The 18268-nt window shown below is 56.9% G+C and carries 18 protein-coding genes and 1 pseudogene; 14 read left to right on the top strand and 5 right to left on the bottom strand.

The window, feature by feature from the left end:
- Positions 1–16 precede the first annotated feature (16 nt).
- A complete protein-coding gene (locus K2184_RS12800; RefSeq protein WP_049593629.1) occupies positions 17–1315 on the bottom strand; it encodes a CYTH domain-containing protein in 1299 nt (432 codons plus the stop codon).
- A 214-nt stretch (positions 1316–1529) separates the two neighbouring features.
- Between K2184_RS12800 and K2184_RS12805 the strand changes: the two genes are divergently transcribed.
- Positions 1530–2150 carry a TIGR04211 family SH3 domain-containing protein gene (locus tag K2184_RS12805; RefSeq protein WP_004105876.1) on the top strand — a complete coding sequence of 207 codons (621 nt, stop codon included), beginning with the start codon at positions 1530–1532 and terminating at the stop codon, positions 2148–2150.
- Between the two features lie 60 nt (positions 2151–2210).
- Complete coding sequence (locus K2184_RS12810; RefSeq protein ID WP_004105877.1) at positions 2211–3452, top strand: multifunctional CCA addition/repair protein; 1242 nt, start codon at positions 2211–2213, stop codon at positions 3450–3452.
- A 10-nt stretch (positions 3453–3462) separates the two neighbouring features.
- On the opposite strand, the gene bacA is transcribed toward K2184_RS12810, so the two are convergent.
- Together bacA and folB are read right to left on the bottom strand one after the other, a co-directional pair.
- Positions 3463–4284 (bottom strand): undecaprenyl-diphosphate phosphatase, encoded by an 822-nt coding sequence (gene bacA, locus K2184_RS12815; RefSeq protein ID WP_004105879.1) that lies wholly within the window; start codon positions 4282–4284, stop codon positions 3463–3465.
- Positions 4285–4485: 201 nt separating this feature from the next.
- Entirely contained in the window at positions 4486–4869 is a 384-nt protein-coding gene (gene folB / locus K2184_RS12820) for a bifunctional dihydroneopterin aldolase/7,8-dihydroneopterin epimerase (RefSeq protein ID WP_004105881.1), read from the bottom strand.
- A 221-nt stretch (positions 4870–5090) separates the two neighbouring features.
- Here folB and plsY point away from each other — a divergent pair, with 221 nt between their 5' ends.
- On the top strand, positions 5091–5711 hold the full coding sequence (gene plsY, locus K2184_RS12825) for a glycerol-3-phosphate 1-O-acyltransferase PlsY (protein WP_004105883.1): 621 nt from the start codon (positions 5091–5093) through the stop codon (positions 5709–5711).
- A 207-nt stretch (positions 5712–5918) separates the two neighbouring features.
- On the opposite strand, the pseudogene K2184_RS12830 reads toward plsY, so the two are convergent.
- Positions 5919–6002: pseudogene (locus K2184_RS12830) on the bottom strand (short-chain dehydrogenase); the annotation flags it as partial.
- On the opposite strand from K2184_RS12830, the gene K2184_RS12835 reads away from it, so the two are divergent.
- The 8 genes from K2184_RS12835 (at position 5992) to K2184_RS12870 (ending at position 12694) form a co-directional block, all read left to right on the top strand.
- Positions 5992–6816, top strand: a complete 825-nt coding sequence (locus K2184_RS12835; RefSeq protein ID WP_004115638.1) for an urease accessory protein UreD — start codon at positions 5992–5994, stop codon at positions 6814–6816. The pseudogene K2184_RS12830 and the gene K2184_RS12835 sit on opposite strands and share 11 nt — an antisense overlap.
- A gap of 9 nt (positions 6817–6825) precedes the next feature.
- Positions 6826–7128 carry an urease subunit gamma gene (locus tag K2184_RS12840; protein ID WP_004105887.1) on the top strand — a complete coding sequence of 101 codons (303 nt, stop codon included), beginning with the start codon at positions 6826–6828 and terminating at the stop codon, positions 7126–7128.
- 9 nt (positions 7129–7137) lie between these two features.
- Positions 7138–7458, top strand: a complete 321-nt coding sequence (locus K2184_RS12845) for an urease subunit beta (protein ID WP_004105889.1) — start codon at positions 7138–7140, stop codon at positions 7456–7458.
- On the top strand, positions 7451–9154 hold the full coding sequence (gene ureC, locus K2184_RS12850; RefSeq protein ID WP_016808009.1) for an urease subunit alpha: 1704 nt from the start codon (positions 7451–7453) through the stop codon (positions 9152–9154). The genes K2184_RS12845 and ureC overlap by 8 nt, the downstream gene beginning before the upstream one ends.
- 9 nt (positions 9155–9163) lie before the next feature.
- Complete coding sequence (gene ureE, locus K2184_RS12855) at positions 9164–9634, top strand: urease accessory protein UreE (RefSeq protein ID WP_004105893.1); 471 nt, start codon at positions 9164–9166, stop codon at positions 9632–9634.
- Positions 9635–10309: an urease accessory protein UreF gene (locus K2184_RS12860; RefSeq protein ID WP_032729230.1), complete on the top strand. Its 675-nt coding sequence runs from the start codon at positions 9635–9637 to the stop codon at positions 10307–10309. It begins immediately after the preceding gene.
- A gap of 8 nt (positions 10310–10317) precedes the next feature.
- Positions 10318–10935, top strand: coding sequence for an urease accessory protein UreG (gene ureG, locus K2184_RS12865; RefSeq protein ID WP_032729229.1), 618 nt, complete (start codon positions 10318–10320; stop codon positions 10933–10935).
- Between the two features lie 151 nt (positions 10936–11086).
- A complete protein-coding gene (locus K2184_RS12870) occupies positions 11087–12694 on the top strand; it encodes a purine-cytosine permease family protein (RefSeq protein ID WP_025105908.1) in 1608 nt (535 codons plus the stop codon).
- A 47-nt stretch (positions 12695–12741) separates the two neighbouring features.
- Here K2184_RS12870 and tsaD read toward each other — a convergent pair whose 3' ends face one another.
- The gene (tsaD, locus tag K2184_RS12875; RefSeq protein ID WP_004105903.1) at positions 12742–13755 is read right to left on the bottom strand and encodes a tRNA (adenosine(37)-N6)-threonylcarbamoyltransferase complex transferase subunit TsaD; all 1014 of its coding nucleotides are present in this window, start codon (positions 13753–13755) and stop codon (positions 12742–12744) included.
- Between the two features lie 237 nt (positions 13756–13992).
- Here tsaD and rpsU point away from each other — a divergent pair, with 237 nt between their 5' ends.
- The 3 genes from rpsU (at position 13993) to rpoD (ending at position 18178) form a co-directional block, all read left to right on the top strand.
- Positions 13993–14208 carry a 30S ribosomal protein S21 gene (gene rpsU, locus K2184_RS12880; protein ID WP_001144069.1) on the top strand — a complete coding sequence of 72 codons (216 nt, stop codon included), beginning with the start codon at positions 13993–13995 and terminating at the stop codon, positions 14206–14208.
- Positions 14209–14441: 233 nt separating this feature from the next.
- On the top strand, positions 14442–16184 hold the full coding sequence (dnaG, locus tag K2184_RS12885; RefSeq protein ID WP_016808010.1) for a DNA primase: 1743 nt from the start codon (positions 14442–14444) through the stop codon (positions 16182–16184).
- Between the two features lie 149 nt (positions 16185–16333).
- Entirely contained in the window at positions 16334–18178 is a 1845-nt protein-coding gene (rpoD, locus tag K2184_RS12890) for an RNA polymerase sigma factor RpoD (protein ID WP_004105908.1), read from the top strand.
- The last annotated feature ends 90 nt before the right edge of the window (positions 18179–18268 follow it).

Here is an 18268-nt window from a genome sequence, read left to right on the forward strand (position 1 = left end):
GCTCCCTGGCCTGAAATTATCGTTTTCCACTATGCAGCCAGAACGGCTCTGCGGCCAGCGCCTGGCGACGAAAATATTCGATAACGCTGCTGTCATTATGCGCAATCGCCCGGCGGGTTTCTTGCCAGTTTTCCAGCCACGGCGCGGCAGCATCGGCATAGGCGCCGGATAACAGCTGAACGGTGTCAATTTCGCGGGTCAGACGCGGAAGCTGATCGGCATAACCGTCAGCGGACGGCTGACGAAAAGCGTTTTTCAGCTCCGCCGCCGCCCTGGAGAGCTGAATATCCGCAAAGCGTTTAAACGATCCGGCAATTTTCTGCTCTCCGGCTGCGTTCAGGAAAGGACGCCAGCCGCGGTTAACCAGCAGATCGGTGAGCGCCAGCTTCGCTCTGACGGTCGCCACGCTGAAAAGCGCCGCCTGGGTCGTTTCGGCTTCCGCCAGCGCCGCCTCGGCTTCGCTCAAACGTTCACGCAGCAGCGTGGTGGCCTTGCGCGGGACAATACCGCCAAACAGTACCAGCGCGTGCCGCACGCGGGCGATAGCGTGCAAAATCTCCGCTTTCGCTTTCGCATTGCCGCGATTGAGGACTTCATCATGATATAGCCAGTGCGCCAGCGCGCTTTCCAGCGCCGCCTCCAGCCCCTGTTCGACGCTTGCTTTCGGCGCGACGCGAAGGATCGTTAACGCGGTCAGCGGGCGTTCTTCGTTGCCCTGCGCCAGATGATAACCTCGCGCCGCTTTGCTCAGGCTTCCCTGACGCAGTACGCCGGTATCCAGCAGGCCGCGGGCAAGGGTCAGAATATCCTGCGTATTACCGGACAGAAGCTCCAGCTCCAGCTCGCAAATGGGTTCCTGATGCTCGCCGGCTTTGACTTCGCCGCGATCGAGTGCGATTTCAATTTCGCTGTCGCCTTCTTTGACCACCCATCGCTCACGCTCAAAATCGGTGCTGAAAAGCGGCTGTACGTTCTCAGCAAGCTCCGCCGGCAGTTCACCCTGCGGCCAGACTTCAGCCGGAAGCTTTTCCAGCGCCAGCTCAGGGCTTTCCAGCGGAATGTTATATTCCGGACGCTGATGCAGACCGCCGACGACGCGCCCGGCGATTTTCAGCGTCATCTCATAGCGCCCCTGGTCGCCGCGAACGCGCAGCCCCATGTCGTGGCGGCGCAGCCAGTTATCCGCCGTTTCATAGTAAATATTCAGTAATTGACCCGCGGGCGTGTGCTTTGCCTCCAGCGTATTGAGGTGCTGACGCAGCGCGTCAACGCCATTCTGATCAACGATAAACTTTAATTCGATTTCTTGAGCCATGACTGAATTCTTCCGCTTATATGCTGTGCCGGGAAATTGCGGCGAACTAACAACGATATTTCTTGTCAGTAAATAGTATTTTGCGGCGAATCGCCATGCAATGCGCATTTTGCCGGGCCACCTGATGGATGATTCCGATTGTGGCGGAAAACTTTGCGTCGCTTCGGCGATGCCACTACTATCGTTCAACTTTTTATGACCAAACGATGACCTGATGCCAAAATTACGCCTTATTACATTGACTTTGCTGGCGCTGAGCGCCGCCACGGCGGTTCACGCGGAAGAAAAACGTTACGTTTCAGATGAACTGAATACCTGGGTGCGCAGCGGTCCGGGCGATAACTATCGCCTTGTGGGCACCATCAACGCCGGCGAAGAAGTCGCAGTGCTGCAAACTAACGACAGCACTAACTATGCTCAGGTGCGCGACAGCAGCGGCCGTACCGCCTGGATCCCCTTGAAAGAGCTGAGCAACGAGCCCAGCCTGCGCACTCGCGTGCCGGATCTGGAAAACCAGGTCAAAACCCTGACCGATAAACTGAATAACATTGATACCACCTGGAACCAGCGCACGGCGGACATGCAGAAGAAAGTCGCCGGTAGCGATGCCGTCATCAACGGCCTGAAAGAAGAGAATCAAAAGCTGAAAAATGAGCTGGTTGTCGCGCAGAAGAAGGTGAATGCCGCAAATCTGCAGCTTGATGACAAACAGCGCACCATTATCATGCAGTGGTTTATGTACGGCGGCGGCGTGCTGGGCGTCGGCCTGATTCTGGGACTGGTATTGCCGCACCTGGTACCGAGCCGCAAACGCAAAGACCGTTGGATGAACTAATTCGTCTTCTCTGCCAGACTTACGTATCATCGTAAGAAAATGAAGACGGGAGAGTAAGGCGTGAAGGTTTATCTGGTCGGTGGTGCAGTACGAGATGCGTTATTAAGGCTACCGGTTAAAGACAAAGATTGGGTCGTGGTTGGCGCCACGCCTCAGCAACTCCTTGACGCGGGCTACCAGCAGGTAGGCCGTGATTTTCCCGTGTTCCTTCATCCGCAAAGCCGCGAAGAATATGCCCTGGCGCGCACCGAGCGCAAGTCCGGTTCCGGTTACACCGGTTTTACCTGCTATGCCGCCGCTGACGTTACCCTTGAGCAAGACCTGCTGCGCCGCGATCTGACGATCAATGCGCTGGCCCAGGACGCCGACGGTCAGATTATCGATCCCTACGGCGGCCAGTCTGATTTACGCCAGCGCCTGCTGCGCCACGTCTCGCCCGCCTTTAGCGAGGATCCGCTACGCGTTCTGCGCGTGGCGCGTTTTGCCGCCCGCTACGCGCATCTGGGGTTTCGTATCGCCGATGAAACCATGGCGCTGATGCGCGCAATGGCCGATGCCGGTGAGCTTGCGCATCTCACGCCGGAGCGGGTATGGAAAGAGACGGAAAGCGCCCTTACCACCCGCAACCCGCAGGTCTTCTTCCAGACCTTACGCGACTGCCGCGCGCTCAAGGTGCTGTTCCCGGAAGTCGACGCCCTTTACGGCGTACCGGCTCCGGCTAAATGGCACCCGGAAATCGACACCGGCCTGCACACCCTGATGACCGTCACCATGGCGGCGATGCTGTCACCCGAAATCGACGTACGTTTCGCTACCCTGTGCCACGACCTCGGGAAAGGACTGACGCCAAAAGAGCTCTGGCCGCGTCATCATGGTCACGGCCCGGCTGGCGTAAAGCTGGTCGAACAGCTCTGCGCCCGTCTGCGGGTACCCAACGAGCTGCGCGATCTGGCAAAGCTGGTCGCCGAATTTCACGATCTGATTCACACCCTGCCCATGCTGCAGCCAAAAACGCTGGTCAAGCTGTTCGATAATATTGATGCCTGGCGCAAGCCGCAGCGGGTCAGGCAAATCGCCTTGACCAGTGAAGCCGACGTGCGCGGGCGCACCGGTTTTGAGGCCTGCGATTACCCTCAGGGTCGCCTGCTGCTGGAAGCATGGGACGTTGCCCGAGCGGTCTCAACAAAAGAGGTCGTTGCGGAAGGGTTTCAGGGAATTGAGATTCGTGAAGAGCTGACGCGTCGGCGGATTCAGGCCGTCGCCCGCTGGAAAGAAAAGCGTTGCCCCCAGCCGCAGGACTGAGGGCTGGCGCTTAGAAGAAGACCACGTACACCGCTGCCGCGACGATAAAGCGATAGATGGCAAACGGGATAAACGAAATACGTTTAATCAGCTGCAGGAAGGTTTTAATCGCAATCAGCGCGACGATAAACGCCGTGATAAAACCGACGGCAAACATCGGAATATCGCTGGCGTTGAGGAAACCAATACTTTTGTACATATCCAGTACGGTCGCGCCCATCATCATCGGCACCGCCAGCAGGAATGAGAACTCAGAGGCCGCATAGCGGCTTACGCCCATCAGCATCCCGCCGGAAATTGTCGCCCCGGAACGCGAGAAGCCCGGCCACAGCGCCAGACACTGGAAACAGCCGATCACGAACGCCTGACGATAGGTCATATCATCAATGCCCACCGCGCGGGGCTGTTTTGGCTTCAGCACTTCCGCTGCGATCAGCAGCACGCCGCCGACAATCAGCGCGTACATCACGTTTATCGGGTTAAACAGAGACTTGATGGTATCGTGGAAAATCAGCCCCAGCACTACCGCCGGGATCATCCCCAAGAGAATATGGATAAGCGACAGGCGACCGCTGCCCTGGCCTTCATGCTCGGGCTTTTTGCCGAAATGAATACCGATAAGGCCGAACAGACGACGCCAGAACATCACAACAACGGCAAGAATGGAACCAAGCTGAATCACTACTTCAAACGTATTTGCGGTATCGCCTTCAAAACCCAGCAGATGACCGACAATAATCATATGACCAGTACTGGAAACAGGTAAAAACTCGGTCAAACCTTCAACCACACCCAATATTGCCGCCACCAGCAGCGAGTGTATATCGCTCATCCAATTAAACCCTTTAAAAAGTAATATGAAAAAACCAGAAACGAATAACCAGGCTATCAGGCTTCAATATTGGCCACGGACAGCGCGCAGAAACGGGAGCGTACAGGTTGTACGCGCGGCTTTCGGGCGCTTCCCGGGGACAAAACGGCAAATAAAATAGCCTGATGGTCGGATTCTATGACCGGTATAAACACAATTTGTTTAACGAGTATGACCTGAAAAGTTTTGTTTCAGATTAAGGCCACGTTCAATCACGACGCCAACGTTGGCCGCCCGGGCTACCGCGCCAGGCTTGCTGACTTTAATACGCACCCATGGAGATTGAAACTTTTCCAGCAGCAGGTCAGCAATCTCTTCCGCCACGCGCTCGACCAGCGCAAAGCGCCCGCCTTCAACGTGGTTGATGACCGCCTCGCTGATATCAGCATAGCTGAGACAATCGCTGACATCATCGCTGGCCGCCGCTTTGCGGTTATCCCACGCCATTTCGATATCGAACACCAGCTTCTGTTCAATGGTTTGTTCCCAGTCATAAACACCAATAGTGGTGATTACCGAAAGTTGCTCTATAAATACAATATCCATCACGACCTGCCTGCTTTTTGGCTAAACCGGATACCACTTCCGGCCAATTATGCGTATTATCCACAGATGCAAAGACATCCCCTAAATAATTTGCGTTGCAGGAAGAGAGCGACGCGGCAAGGCCCCAGGAGCATAGCATCGCTATGGGTCTCTGCGAGCCAATGCGCGGATAACGCGCAGCGCACCGGGGATAAAACGACACTTTCAAAATGGAACAGCTGATGAGTGCAATCGCGCCTGGACTGGTTATCCTCGCCTACCTCTGCGGCTCAATCTCCAGCGCCATTCTCGTTTGCCGCCTCGCTGGCCTTCCCGACCCTCGCGACAGCGGCTCCGGCAATCCAGGGGCGACTAACGTCCTGCGAATTGGCGGCAAGGGCGCAGCCGTAGCGGTGCTTATTTTTGACGTACTGAAAGGCATGCTGCCGGTCTGGGGAGCGTGGGCGCTAGGCCTGACGCCGTTCTGGCTCGGTCTGGTGGCCATTGCCGCCTGCGTAGGCCATATCTGGCCGGTATTTTTTAACTTTCGCGGCGGTAAAGGCGTGGCGACCGCTTTCGGTGCCATCGCCCCTATCGGCTGGGATCTCACCGGCGTGATGGCCGGAACCTGGCTGCTCACGATTCTGCTCAGCGGCTACTCCTCGCTGGGGGCGATCGTCAGCGCGCTGATCGCGCCATTCTATGTCTGGTGGTTCAAACCGCAGTATACTTTCCCGGTTTCGATGCTCTCATGCCTGATTCTGCTGCGCCATCACGACAACATTCAGCGTCTGTGGCGGCGTCAGGAAACCCGCATCTGGACCCGGTTCAAAAAGAAGAAAAAAACGCCGGAGCAGAAATAACCTTTGCTTCGACGCAACTTCGCGGCAAGGCGGTGAGTGAGTCCCGATGAACTTACTCCAGTCAGTGATTCGGGCGAACGACAAATCTGCCGGGAGCAGATTTGAACGTCGCTTGCGACGGCCCGCCAGGGCGAGGCCCATGGATGGGCCGAGTAGCCCGTAGCCAACGCGGCTGCGGCTCGAAGTATGACGGGCATAAGCTTTTCATATGACCGGGATGGTTGGCCCCCGATCAATACTCTTCGCTGCTGTTTTATCTTGATTTTGCAGGGGCGCGACATTGCACGGCACGGTGTTACCACAGAATAAAAAAGGCTGGCAGGCCACGCTGGACCTCCGCTTTCAGCTTCTCGGCGGGAAAACAACGCTCGCCTCCCGTCGTCATGTCGGTCCACTCACCGTTCAGCGTCCGTTTTATCCCGAAGAAGAGACCTGCCACCTCTATCTGCTTCATCCGCCCGGCGGTATCGTCGGCGGCGATGAACTCACCATCAGCGCCACGATTGAGTCCGATTGCCATACGCTGATCACCATGCCCGGCGCCAGCAAGTTTTATCGCAGCAGCGGCGCGCAGGCGCGGCTTCTGCAAACCCTGACGCTGGGCGATAACGCAACGCTCGAGTGGTTGCCGCAGGATGCCATTTTCTTTCCCGGCGCTCACGCCGCTTTGCATACTGCGTTTCACCTCTCCTCCTCCAGCACGCTGCTGGCCTGGGACCTGCTATGTCTTGGCCGTCCGGTCATCGGCGAAACCTTTAGCCACGGCGCGCTCGCCAACCGACTGGAGGTGTGGGTCGACGGCTCTCCGCTGCTGATTGAGCGCCTGAACCTGGCCGATGGAGAGCTGGCCTGCATCGCGCAGCAGCCATGGGTGGGAACAATGCTGTTCTACCCGGCGAACGAGACGCTGCTGGAAGGCGTACGCGAAAAACTTACGCCGCTGGCAAACTATGCCGGCGCCACGCTCACCGACGGCCTGCTGACGGTACGCTTTTTAAGTGACGATAATCTGCGTTGCCAGCGGGCGATGCGCGATATCTGGCAGTTTATGCGCCCGCACCTGACCGGCAAATCTCCGGTACTCCCCCGAATCTGGCTGACTTAAGAGAACGCTATGGAACTGACACCCAGAGAAAAAGACAAACTGTTGCTGTTTACCGCTGCGCTGGTGGCGGAGCGTCGCCTGGCCCGCGGCCTGAAGCTCAACTATCCCGAATCCGTGGCCCTGATTAGCGCTTTTATTATGGAGGGCGCGCGCGACGGCAGAAGCGTCGCAGAGCTAATGGAAGAAGGGCGCCACGTCCTGAGCCGCGAGCAGGTCATGGAAGGCGTACCGGAAATGATCCCCGATATCCAGGTCGAAGCCACCTTTCCGGACGGTTCGAAGCTGGTTACCGTCCATAACCCGATAATCTGAGGTAGCGCGATGATCCCAGGAGAATATCAGGTTAAACCGGGCCAGATAGCGCTTAACGTTGGCCGGGCTACCTGCTGCATTATCGTTGAAAATCACGGCGACCGGCCGATTCAGGTCGGCTCCCATTATCACTTCGCCGAGGTCAACCCGGCGCTGAAGTTCGATCGCCAGCAGGCAACGGGCTACCGTCTCAATATCGCGGCCGGAACCGCAGTGCGCTTCGAGCCGGGCCAAAAGCGCGAGGTGGAGCTGGTAGCGCTGGCCGGAGCCCGCGTCGTGCACGGTTTTCGCGGCGAAATAATGGGTGAGCTGGAGGCAAATGATGAGTGAGATTTCACGTCAAGCCTATGCCGACATGTTCGGCCCCACCACCGGCGATAAAGTTCGTCTGGCGGACACCGAGCTGTGGATCGAGGTCGAAGATGATTTGACCACCTACGGCGAAGAGGTCAAATTCGGCGGCGGTAAAGTGATCCGCGACGGTATGGGACAGGGGCAGATGCTTTCTGCCGGGTGCGCGGATCTGGTGCTGACTAATGCCCTGATCGTCGATTACTGGGGGATCGTTAAAGCCGATATCGGCGTCAAAGATGGAAGGATCTTCGCCATCGGCAAAGCCGGCAACCCGGATATTCAACCCAACGTCACGATCCCGATCGGCGCGGCCACGGAAATTATTGCCGCAGAAGGCAAGATCGTCACCGCCGGCGGCGTCGATACGCATATTCACTGGATCTGCCCGCAGCAGGCGGAAGAAGCGCTGGTCTCCGGCGTCACCACCATGATCGGCGGCGGGACCGGCCCGGCGGCGGGTACCCACGCCACGACCTGCACCCCGGGTCCGTGGTACATCTCGCGGATGCTGCAGGCTGCGGACAGCCTGCCGGTCAATGTCGGCCTGCTGGGTAAAGGTAATGGCTCGAATCCGGATGCGCTGCGTGAGCAGGTCGCGGCCGGGGTTATCGGCCTGAAAATTCACGAAGACTGGGGCGCGACGCCAGCGGCAATCAACTGCGCGCTGACCGTAGCCGACGAAATGGACGTTCAGGTTGCGCTGCACAGCGATACCCTTAACGAGTCGGGATTCGTTGAGGATACCCTGGCGGCCATCGGCGGGCGCACTATCCATACTTTCCATACCGAAGGCGCGGGCGGCGGCCATGCGCCAGATATTATTACCGCCTGCGCACACCCCAATATTCTGCCCTCGTCGACTAATCCGACGCTGCCCTACACCGTCAACACCATTGACGAGCATCTGGACATGCTGATGGTTTGCCATCATCTCGACCCGGATATCGCCGAGGACGTGGCGTTTGCCGAATCGCGCATTCGGCGGGAAACCATCGCCGCGGAAGACGTCCTGCACGACCTGGGCGCCTTCTCCCTTACCTCGTCCGATTCGCAGGCCATGGGTCGCGTCGGCGAAGTGGTGTTACGTACCTGGCAGGTGGCGCACCGGATGAAAGTTCAGCGCGGCCCGCTGGCGGAAGAGAGCGGCGATAACGATAACTTCCGCGTGAAGCGCTATATCGCCAAATACACCATTAATCCGGCGTTAACCCACGGTATCGCCCATGAAGTCGGTTCGATTGAAGTGGGGAAACTGGCGGATCTGGTGCTGTGGTCCCCGGCATTCTTCGGCGTAAAACCGGCGACGATCGTCAAAGGCGGCATGATCGCCATGGCGCCGATGGGCGACATCAACGCATCTATCCCGACGCCGCAGCCGGTGCACTATCGCCCGATGTTCGGCGCGCTGGGCAGCGCTCGTCACCGCTGCCGTTTGACCTTCCTGTCGCAGGCGGCGGCGGAAAACGGCGTCGCTGAACGGCTGAACCTGCACAGCGCGACGGCGGTGGTTAAAGGCTGCCGCACGGTACAAAAAGCCGATATGCACCACAACGGCCTGTTGCCCAATATTACCGTGGATTCACAAACCTACGAGGTGCGCATCGACGGCGAACTGATAACCAGCGAACCGGCGGACGTGTTACCCATGGCGCAACGTTATTTCCTGTTTTAAGGAGCGCAAATGCTTTATTTGACCCAGCGGGTAGAGACCCCGGCGCAGGCCACGGCCAGCGTTACCCTGCCGATTGACGTGCGGGTAAAAAGCCGTATTAAAGTCACCCTCAACGATGGCCGTCAGGCGGGCCTGCTGCTGCCGCGCGGTCTGCTGCTGCGCGGCGGCGATATTCTCAGTAACGAAAACGGCAGCGAATTCATTGAAGTGATTGCCGCCGATGAAGCCGTTTCGGTCGTGCGCTGCGAGGATCCTTTTATGCTGGCGAAAGCCTGCTATCACCTCGGCAATCGCCATGTCCCGCTGCAGATTATGCCCGGCGAGCTGCGCTACCATCACGACCACGTCCTGGACGATATGCTGCGCCAGTTTGGCCTGGCCGTGGATTTCGCGCATCTGCCGTTTGAACCGGAAGCCGGCGCCTACGCCAGCGAGTCGCACGGCCATCATCATCATCACAATCACGAGCACAGCCACTAAATGCCGACGCCGGAAAAACGTCTGCGGCTGATGCAGCTTGCCAGCAGCAGCCTCCCGGTTGGCGGCTACAGCTGGTCCCAGGGGCTGGAGTGGGCGGTGGAAGCGGGCTGGGTAACGGATACCGCCGCCTTTGAGCGCTGGCAGCTGCGGCAGATGGAGCAGAGCTTTTTTACCGTCGACCTGCCGCTGTTTGCCCGGCTCTACCGGGCCTGCGAAGCGGGCGATCTGGACTGTGCCCGGCGCTGGACCGCTTATCTGCTCGCCTGCCGGGAAACCCGCGAGCTGCGCGATGAAGAGCGCAACCGCGGCGCAGCCTTCACCCGGCTGCTGGCCGACTGGCAGCCGGACTGCCCGCCCGAGTGGCGCAAGCTGTGTCAGCAAAGCCAGTTAACCGGTATGGCGTGGCTTGGCGTACGCTGGCAAATAGCCATTACTGACCTGGCCCTGAGCCTTGGCTATAGCTGGATTGAAAGCGCGGTGATGGCGGGCGTCAAGCTGGTGCCCTTCGGCCAGCAGGCGGCCCAGCAGTTGATTCTGCGCCTGTGCGACCGCTATGCGGCGGACATGGACAGCGCCCTTGCGGCCCCGGATTGCGCAATCGGTTCGGCGACGCCGCTTGCGGCTATCGCTTCCTCGCGGCACGAAACCCAGTATTCCCGATTATTCCGTTCTTAGGAGAAGATATGAACATAATTAAGCAACCGCTGCGCGTCGGCGTCGGCGGCCCGGTCGGCTCCGGAAAAACCGCGCTGCTGGAAGCCCTCTGCAAAGCCATGCGCGACACCTGGCAGCTGGCGGTGGTGACCAACGATATCTACACCAAAGAAGATCAGCGCATTCTCACCGAAGCCGGCGCCCTGGAGCCAGAGCGAATTGTCGGCGTCGAAACCGGCGGCTGCCCGCATACCGCCATTCGCGAAGACGCATCGATGAACCTGGCCGCAGTGGAAGCGCTAAGCGAGAAATTCGGCAATCTCGATCTGATCTTTGTGGAAAGCGGCGGCGATAACCTGAGCGCGACCTTTAGCCCGGAGCTGGCGGATCTCACCATCTACGTCATCGACGTGGCGGAAGGAGAAAAGATCCCGCGCAAAGGCGGGCCGGGGATCACCAAATCCGACTTCCTGGTGATCAACAAAACCGATCTTGCACCGTACGTGGGCGCGTCTCTGGAAGTGATGGAGCGCGATACCCTGCGCATGCGCGGCGAACGTCCGTGGAGCTTCACCAACCTGAAAAGCGGCGACGGCCTGCAAAATATCATCGCCTTTATCGAAGACAAAGGTATGCTCGGCAAATAACCTCTGCACCATCCCGACGCAAAGATGTCGGGATGGTGCATACCCTGCCCTCTCTTTAGCCATCCCCTTCATGAAGCCCTGACAGCGCCTGCCCTGCGATGTGGCATAAGGTTTGCTAATTCCAGTCATGCCCAACCATTAAGGAATGACTATGTCATCACTGGATATAAAAACTGATTTACCTGCGCAAACCAGTGCCTCCGGCTCCAAAGAAACGCTGGAAGACTATACGCTTCGCTATGCCCCGCTGAGCTTTCGCCGCTGGGGACCAGGGGTTGTCGCGGTGACGGCATTAGGCGGTATCGCCTACCTGGCCGACTTTTCTATCGGCGCCAGCATCGGCATGGCCTGGGGTACCACCAATGCGATTTACGCGATCCTGCTGGCGGCACTGGTTATTTTTCTTACCGGTATTCCGCTGGCGATTACCGCCGCGCGCTATAACATCGACCTCGACTTAATCACCCGCAGCGCCGGTTTCGGCTACTTTGGCTCGGTGATCACCAGCATTATCTTTGCCGGATTTACCTTTATCTTTTTCGCCCTCGAAGGCTCGATTATGGCGCAGGGGCTGCTGGTGGGCTTAGGGATCCCGCTGTGGATGGGCTACCTCATCGCCACCCTGATGGTATTGCCGCTGGTGGTCTACGGCATGAAGGCGCTGACTCGCCTTCAGGTCTGGACGACGCCGCTGTGGCTGGTCCTGATGGTGGTTCCGGTGGCGTGGCTTATCGCCAAAGACCCGGATCTGGTGGACGGCTTTATGAACTTCGCCGGTAAAAACAACGCCTCAACGGTAGATTTAACCGCCATTATGCTCGGCGCGGGGGTATGCCTGTCGCTGATCATGCAGATTGGCGAGCAGATCGACTACCTGCGCTTTATGCCGCCGAAGACCGCAGAAAACAGCAAAAGCTGGTGGCTGGCGGTGTTCTCCGCCGGTCCGGGCTGGGTCGTGTTAGGTGCGATTAAACAGATTATCGGCGCTTTTCTCGGGTTCTATCTGCTGACCCGCTTCCCGGCGGTGCACAACACCGAACCGGTACAGCAGTTCGTCAGCGTCTTCGATAACCTGGTCCCTGGCTGGCTGGCGCTCACCCTCGCGGTGGTGCTGGTGGTTATCTCGCAGATAAAAATAAACGTCACTAACGCCTATTCCGGCTCGCTGGCGTGGACCAGCGCCTGGACGCGCACCACCAAACGTTATCCGGGGAGAATTATTTTCGTCATCGTCAACCTGACGATTGCTCTCGCCCTGATGGAGGGCGACATGTTTAGCGCTCTGGCGTGGATCCTTGGCTTCTATTCTAACTTTGCCATCGCCTGGGTGGTGGTGGTCGCCACCGATATCACCGTCAATAAAGGGGTGCTGAAGCTGGCGCCGGCGCAGCCGGAGTATCGCCGCGGGATGATCTACAACGTCAACCCGGTAGGCGTAGTCTCTTTTGCCCTCGCGGCAGGCCTTTCGATTAGCGCCTTCTTCGGCCTGTTGGGCGAAACGCTGGCACCGTTCTCGCCGCTGATCGCGCTGGCGGTAGCGTTCGTGATGACGCCGGTCATGGGAATCGCCACCCGCGGGCGCTATTACATTAAACAGCACGATGACGGTATCGCCGAGCCGCGCTACGATGCGCAGGGTAATGCGTCGATCACCGTTTACCGCTGCCTGAGCTGCCGGGAAGAGTACGAACGTCCTGACGTGATGCATTCGCATAAACATCAGGGGGCGATTTGCTCGCTGTGTAAGAGTATGGAATAAGTCGAGAAGGCAGGCCGACAGGACGTCGGCCTGTAAAACAGCAGAAATTATGCCGCCGGAAGTTCAGCCAGCGGCCAGCGCGGACGAACGGTGACGCCCAGCTCCGCTTTTGCCCCGGAACGCAGACGAACCATACCCGCATAGGCAATCATCGCACCGTTATCGGTACAGAATTCAGGACGGGCATAGAAGACTTCCCCGCCGCGCTTTTTCATCATTTCCGCCAGCTTCGCGCGCAGCGTACGGTTAGCGCTGACGCCGCCAGCCATCACCAGCCGTTTAAAACCGGTTTGCTCCAGCGCCCGGCGGCACTTGATCATCAGCGTATCCACGACCGCGTCTTCGAAAGCGCGGGCGATATCGGCGCGCGTCTGGTCGTCATCGCCGTTGCTGCGGATGGTGTTGGCAGCAAAGGTTTTCAGGCCTGAGAAACTAAAATCCAGCCCGGGACGGTCGGTCATCGGGCGCGGAAAGACAAAACGCCCTTCGGTGCCCTGGGAGGCCATCTTCGACAGCATCGGGCCGCCAGGGTAATCCAGGCCGAGCAGTTTAGCCGTCTTATCGAAGGCTTCCCCTGCCGCGTCGTCAATCGACTCGCCTAACAGCTCATACTGGCCAATACCGGTGACGCTAATCAGCTGGGTATGGCCGCCGGAAACCAGTAGCGCGACAAACGGATACTGCGGCGGATTATCTTCCAGCATCGGCGCCAACAGATGCCCTTCCATATGGTGTACCGGGATCGCCGGCACGTTCCACGCGAAGGCCAGCGAGCGGCCTACCGTCGCGCCGACCAGCAGCGCGCCAACCAGGCCTGGGCCCGCCGTATACGCAACGGCATCAATATCTTTTGCCGTCATCCCGGCCTCTTTGAGCGCCGCCTGAATCAGAGGGACGGTTTTACGCACGTGGTCGCGCGAGGCCAGTTCAGGCACCACGCCGCCGTAGTCAGCATGCAATTTCACCTGACTATACAGCTGGTTGGCTAACAGACCTTTTTCGTCGTCATAAATGGCGATGCCGGTTTCATCGCAGGATGTTTCAATTCCCAGTACACGCATGGCTAGTTTTACCTCGTTTCAATACCGCGCAGTGTAGGACCAATGCGGGTTGATGTAAAACTTTCCTCACCCCTGGCGCTCACTTCGTGTATACTCCCTGTCCTTATAAAAGTCCCTTTCAAAAATCGCGTCGGTGCTTTACAAAGCAGCAGCAATTGCAGTAAAATTCCGCACCATTTTGAAATAAGCTGGCGTTGATGCCAGCGGCAAACCGAATTTATCAAAGGTGAGAGTTACATGCCGGTAATTAAAGTACGTGAAAACGAGCCGTTCGACGTAGCGCTGCGTCGCTTCAAACGTTCATGCGAAAAAGCAGGTGTTCTGGCGGAAGTTCGTCGTCGTGAGTTCTATGAAAAACCGACTACCGAACGTAAACGCGCTAAAGCTTCCGCAGTGAAACGTCACGCGAAGAAACTGGCTCGCGAAAACGCACGCCGCACTCGTCTGTACTAATCTGTTGGGAGCCAGGCTCTCAATTCAGACCGAGTTGTAGTTGTAAGGCCGTGCTTCCGAAAGGAATGCGCGGCTTATTTTCGTTTATGCATTAGCATATACACCCAATCATTCAAGATGCATCAAGGCGGCAAGGGAGTAAGTCCCCGGAGCTTACTGAAGTAAGCGACAGGGGTGAACGAGCGAAGCCAACGCAGAGGCAGTTTGAAGGGGAAGTGTATACAACGGGGCATATGGCTGGACGAATTCCACGAGTATTTATCAATGACCTGCTGGCGCGCACCGATATCGTCGATCTGATCGACGCGCGGGTGAAGCTGAAAAAGCAGGGCAAGAATTATCACGCGTGCTGTCCGTTCCATAACGAAAAAACCCCCTCTTTCACCGTCAACGGTGAAAAACAGTTTTACCACTGCTTTGGCTGCGGTGCGCACGGCAACGCTATCGACTTCCTGATGAACTACGACAAGCTCGAGTTCGTGGAAACCGTCGAAGAGCTGGCTGCTATGCATAATCTTGAAGTGCCGTATGAAGCCGGAACGGGCCTGAGTCAGATAGAGCGCCATCAGCGGCAAAATCTCTATCAGCTAATGGAAGGGTTAAATGACTTTTATCAGCAATCCTTCAACCAACCTAATGCCGAACCTGCGCGCCAGTACCTGGAGCAACGCGGCCTGAGTGCCGAAGTTGTCCAGCAGTTTGCTATTGGTTTTGCGCCGCCAGGCTGGGATAACGCATTAAAACGTTTCGGCGGTAATGTCGACAACAGGAAACTGCTGCTCGATGCCGGAATGCTGGTCAATAATGACCAGGGAAGAACTTACGACCGTTTCCGCAATCGCGTGATGTTTCCGATTCGCGACAAACGAGGCCGGGTGATTGGATTTGGTGGTCGCGTACTGGGTAACGATACGCCGAAATACCTCAACTCCCCGGAGACCGATATTTTCCATAAGGGCCGCCAGCTTTACGGCCTTTATGAAGCGCAGCAGCACCAGGCAGAACCACCGCGGTTGCTGGTTGTCGAAGGGTATATGGATGTCGTCGCTCTGGCGCAGTACGGTATTAACTATGCCGTTGCATCGCTGGGTACATCGACCACGGCCGACCACATGCATATATTATTCCGTGCGACGAACAACGTAATTTGCTGTTACGACGGCGACCGCGCCGGTCGAGATGCCGCATGGCGTGCGCTGGAAACGGCAATGCCGTACATGACCGATGGTCGTCAGCTACGCTTTATGTTCCTGCCCGATGGTGAAGATCCGGATACGCTGGTACGTAAAGAGGGTAAAGAGGCTTTTGAAGCACGGATGGAGCAGGCTCAGCCGCTCTCCATGTTTTTATTTAACAGTCTCTTACCGCAGGTCGATCTGAGTTCGCCGGATGGCAGTACGCAGCTGGCCGCACTAGCGCTGCCGCTCATTAGCCAGGTGCCTGGCGATGCGCATCGTATTCAGCTGCGCCAGATGCTGGGCCTGAAGCTGGGCATTTTTGATGATACCCAGCTTGATCGTTTAATGCCGAAACAGGCAGAAAGTGGCGTCGTACGCCCGGCTCAGCAGATAAAACAGACGCCTATGCGTATACTTATAGGACTGCTGGTGCAGAATCCCAATCTGGCGCCGCTGGTGCCCCCTTTGCAGGGGCTGGCGCAGAGCAAATTACCGGGACTCAGCCTCTTCTCCGAGCTGGTGAACCTCTGTGTTGCGCAGCCGGGCCTGACCACGGGGCAGCTATTAGAGAACTATCGCGGGACTAGTGAATACTCAACACTTGAAAAACTCTCAGCCTGGAACGATATAAGGGATGAGAATGTTGAAAAAATGTTCACCGACACGCTAAACCGAATTTTTGATGCAATGCTTGAACAGCGGCAAGAAGAGTTGATAGCTCGCGACCGCACTCACGGTTTAAGCAGTGAAGAACGCCGGGAGTTCTGGGAAATCAGACAAGCCCTGGAAAAAAAATGAATTTAACGGCTTAAGTGCCGAATATCGTTCGGGAAGACCCCGACAGCCGCGCGAGGCGCAGCGGCAAAAATATAAGTACGCCCTCGCTTTAAATGTTGGCAGTTCATCTGCTTACACCAATCAAACGAATTAAGTGTGGATACCGTCTTATGGAGCAAAACCCGCAGTCACAGCTGAAGCTTCTTGTCCAACGTGGTAAGGAGCAAGGCTATCTGACCTATGCCGAGGTCAATGACCATCTGCCGGAAGATATCGTCGACTCCGATCAGATCGAAGACATCATCCAAATGATCAACGACATGGGCATTCAGGTGATGGAAGAAGCACCGGATGCCGATGATCTTTTGCTTGCTGAAACTAACAACAATACTGACGAAGATGCGGAAGAAGCTGCGGCGCAGGTTCTCTCCAGCGTTGAGTCTGAAATCGGACGCACTACCGACCCGGTGCGCATGTACATGCGTGAAATGGGTACCGTCGAACTGCTGACGCGCGAAGGCGAAATCGACATCGCTAAACGTATCGAAGACGGTATTAACCAGGTGCAGTGCTCGGTTGCTGAATACCCGGAAGCCATCACCTATCTGCTGGAGCAGTACGATCGCGTTGAGGCGGAAGAGGCGCGTCTGTCCGATCTGATCACCGGTTTTGTTGACCCGAACGCCGAAGAAGACATGGCGCCAACGGCGACGCACGTCGGTTCTGAACTCTCTCAGGAAGAGATGGATGACGACGAAGACGAAGATGAAGAAGAAGACGACGACAGCAGCGATGATGACAACAGCATCGATCCTGAGCTGGCGCGCGAGAAATTCGCCGAGCTGCGCACGCAGTACGAACTGACCCGCGATACCATCAAAGCGAAAGGTCGTAGCCACGCCGCAGCGCAGGAAGAGATTCTCAAGCTGTCTGAAGTGTTCAAACAGTTCCGCCTGGTGCCGAAGCAGTTCGATTACCTGGTTAACAGCATGCGCATCATGATGGATCGCGTTCGTACTCAAGAACGTATCATCATGAAGCTGTGCGTTGAGCAGTGCAAAATGCCGAAGAAAAACTTCATCACTCTGTTTACCGGCAACGAAACCAGCGAAACCTGGTTCAATGCGGCCATCGCGATGAATAAGCCGTGGTCAGAAAAGCTGCTTGACGTGAAAGAAGACGTTCAGCGCGGCCTGATGAAACTGCAGCAGATTGAACAAGAGACCGGCCTGACCATTGAGCAGGTAAAAGATATCAACCGTCGCATGTCCATCGGTGAAGCGAAAGCGCGCCGCGCGAAGAAAGAGATGGTTGAAGCGAACCTGCGTCTGGTTATCTCGATCGCCAAGAAATACACCAACCGCGGTCTGCAGTTCCTCGATCTGATCCAGGAAGGTAACATCGGTCTGATGAAAGCGGTAGATAAGTTTGAATACCGTCGCGGCTACAAGTTCTCCACCTACGCAACCTGGTGGATCCGTCAGGCGATCACCCGCTCTATCGCAGACCAGGCGCGCACCATCCGTATTCCGGTGCATATGATTGAGACTATCAACAAGCTCAACCGTATTTCCCGCCAGATGCTGCAGGAGATGGGCCGCGAACCGACACCGGAAGAGCTGGCCGAGCGTATGCTGATGCCGGAAGATAAAATCCGTAAGGTGCTGAAAATCGCCAAAGAGCCGATCTCCATGGAAACGCCGATTGGCGACGATGAAGATTCGCATCTGGGAGATTTCATCGAGGATAACACCCTCGAGCTGCCGCTGGACTCTGCCACCACTGAGAGCCTGCGCGCCGCCACCCATGACGTTCTGGCTGGCCTGACCGCCCGTGAAGCAAAAGTCCTGCGTATGCGCTTTGGTATTGACATGAATACCGATCACACGCTGGAAGAAGTGGGTAAACAGTTCGACGTAACCCGCGAACGTATCCGTCAGATCGAAGCGAAGGCGCTGCGTAAATTGCGCCATCCGAGCCGTTCTGAAGTGCTGCGTAGCTTCCTCGACGATTAATCATCGCCGCTTAGCGCAAAAAAGCCAGTCAACTGACTGGCTTTTTTTATGGCTAATCGCAAATCATTCCTTTAATAAATATTAATACCT

The organism is Klebsiella sp. K5-306 (genome assembly GCF_051835185.1).
Taxonomy (GTDB): Bacteria; Pseudomonadota; Gammaproteobacteria; order Enterobacterales; family Enterobacteriaceae; genus Klebsiella; species Klebsiella oxytoca.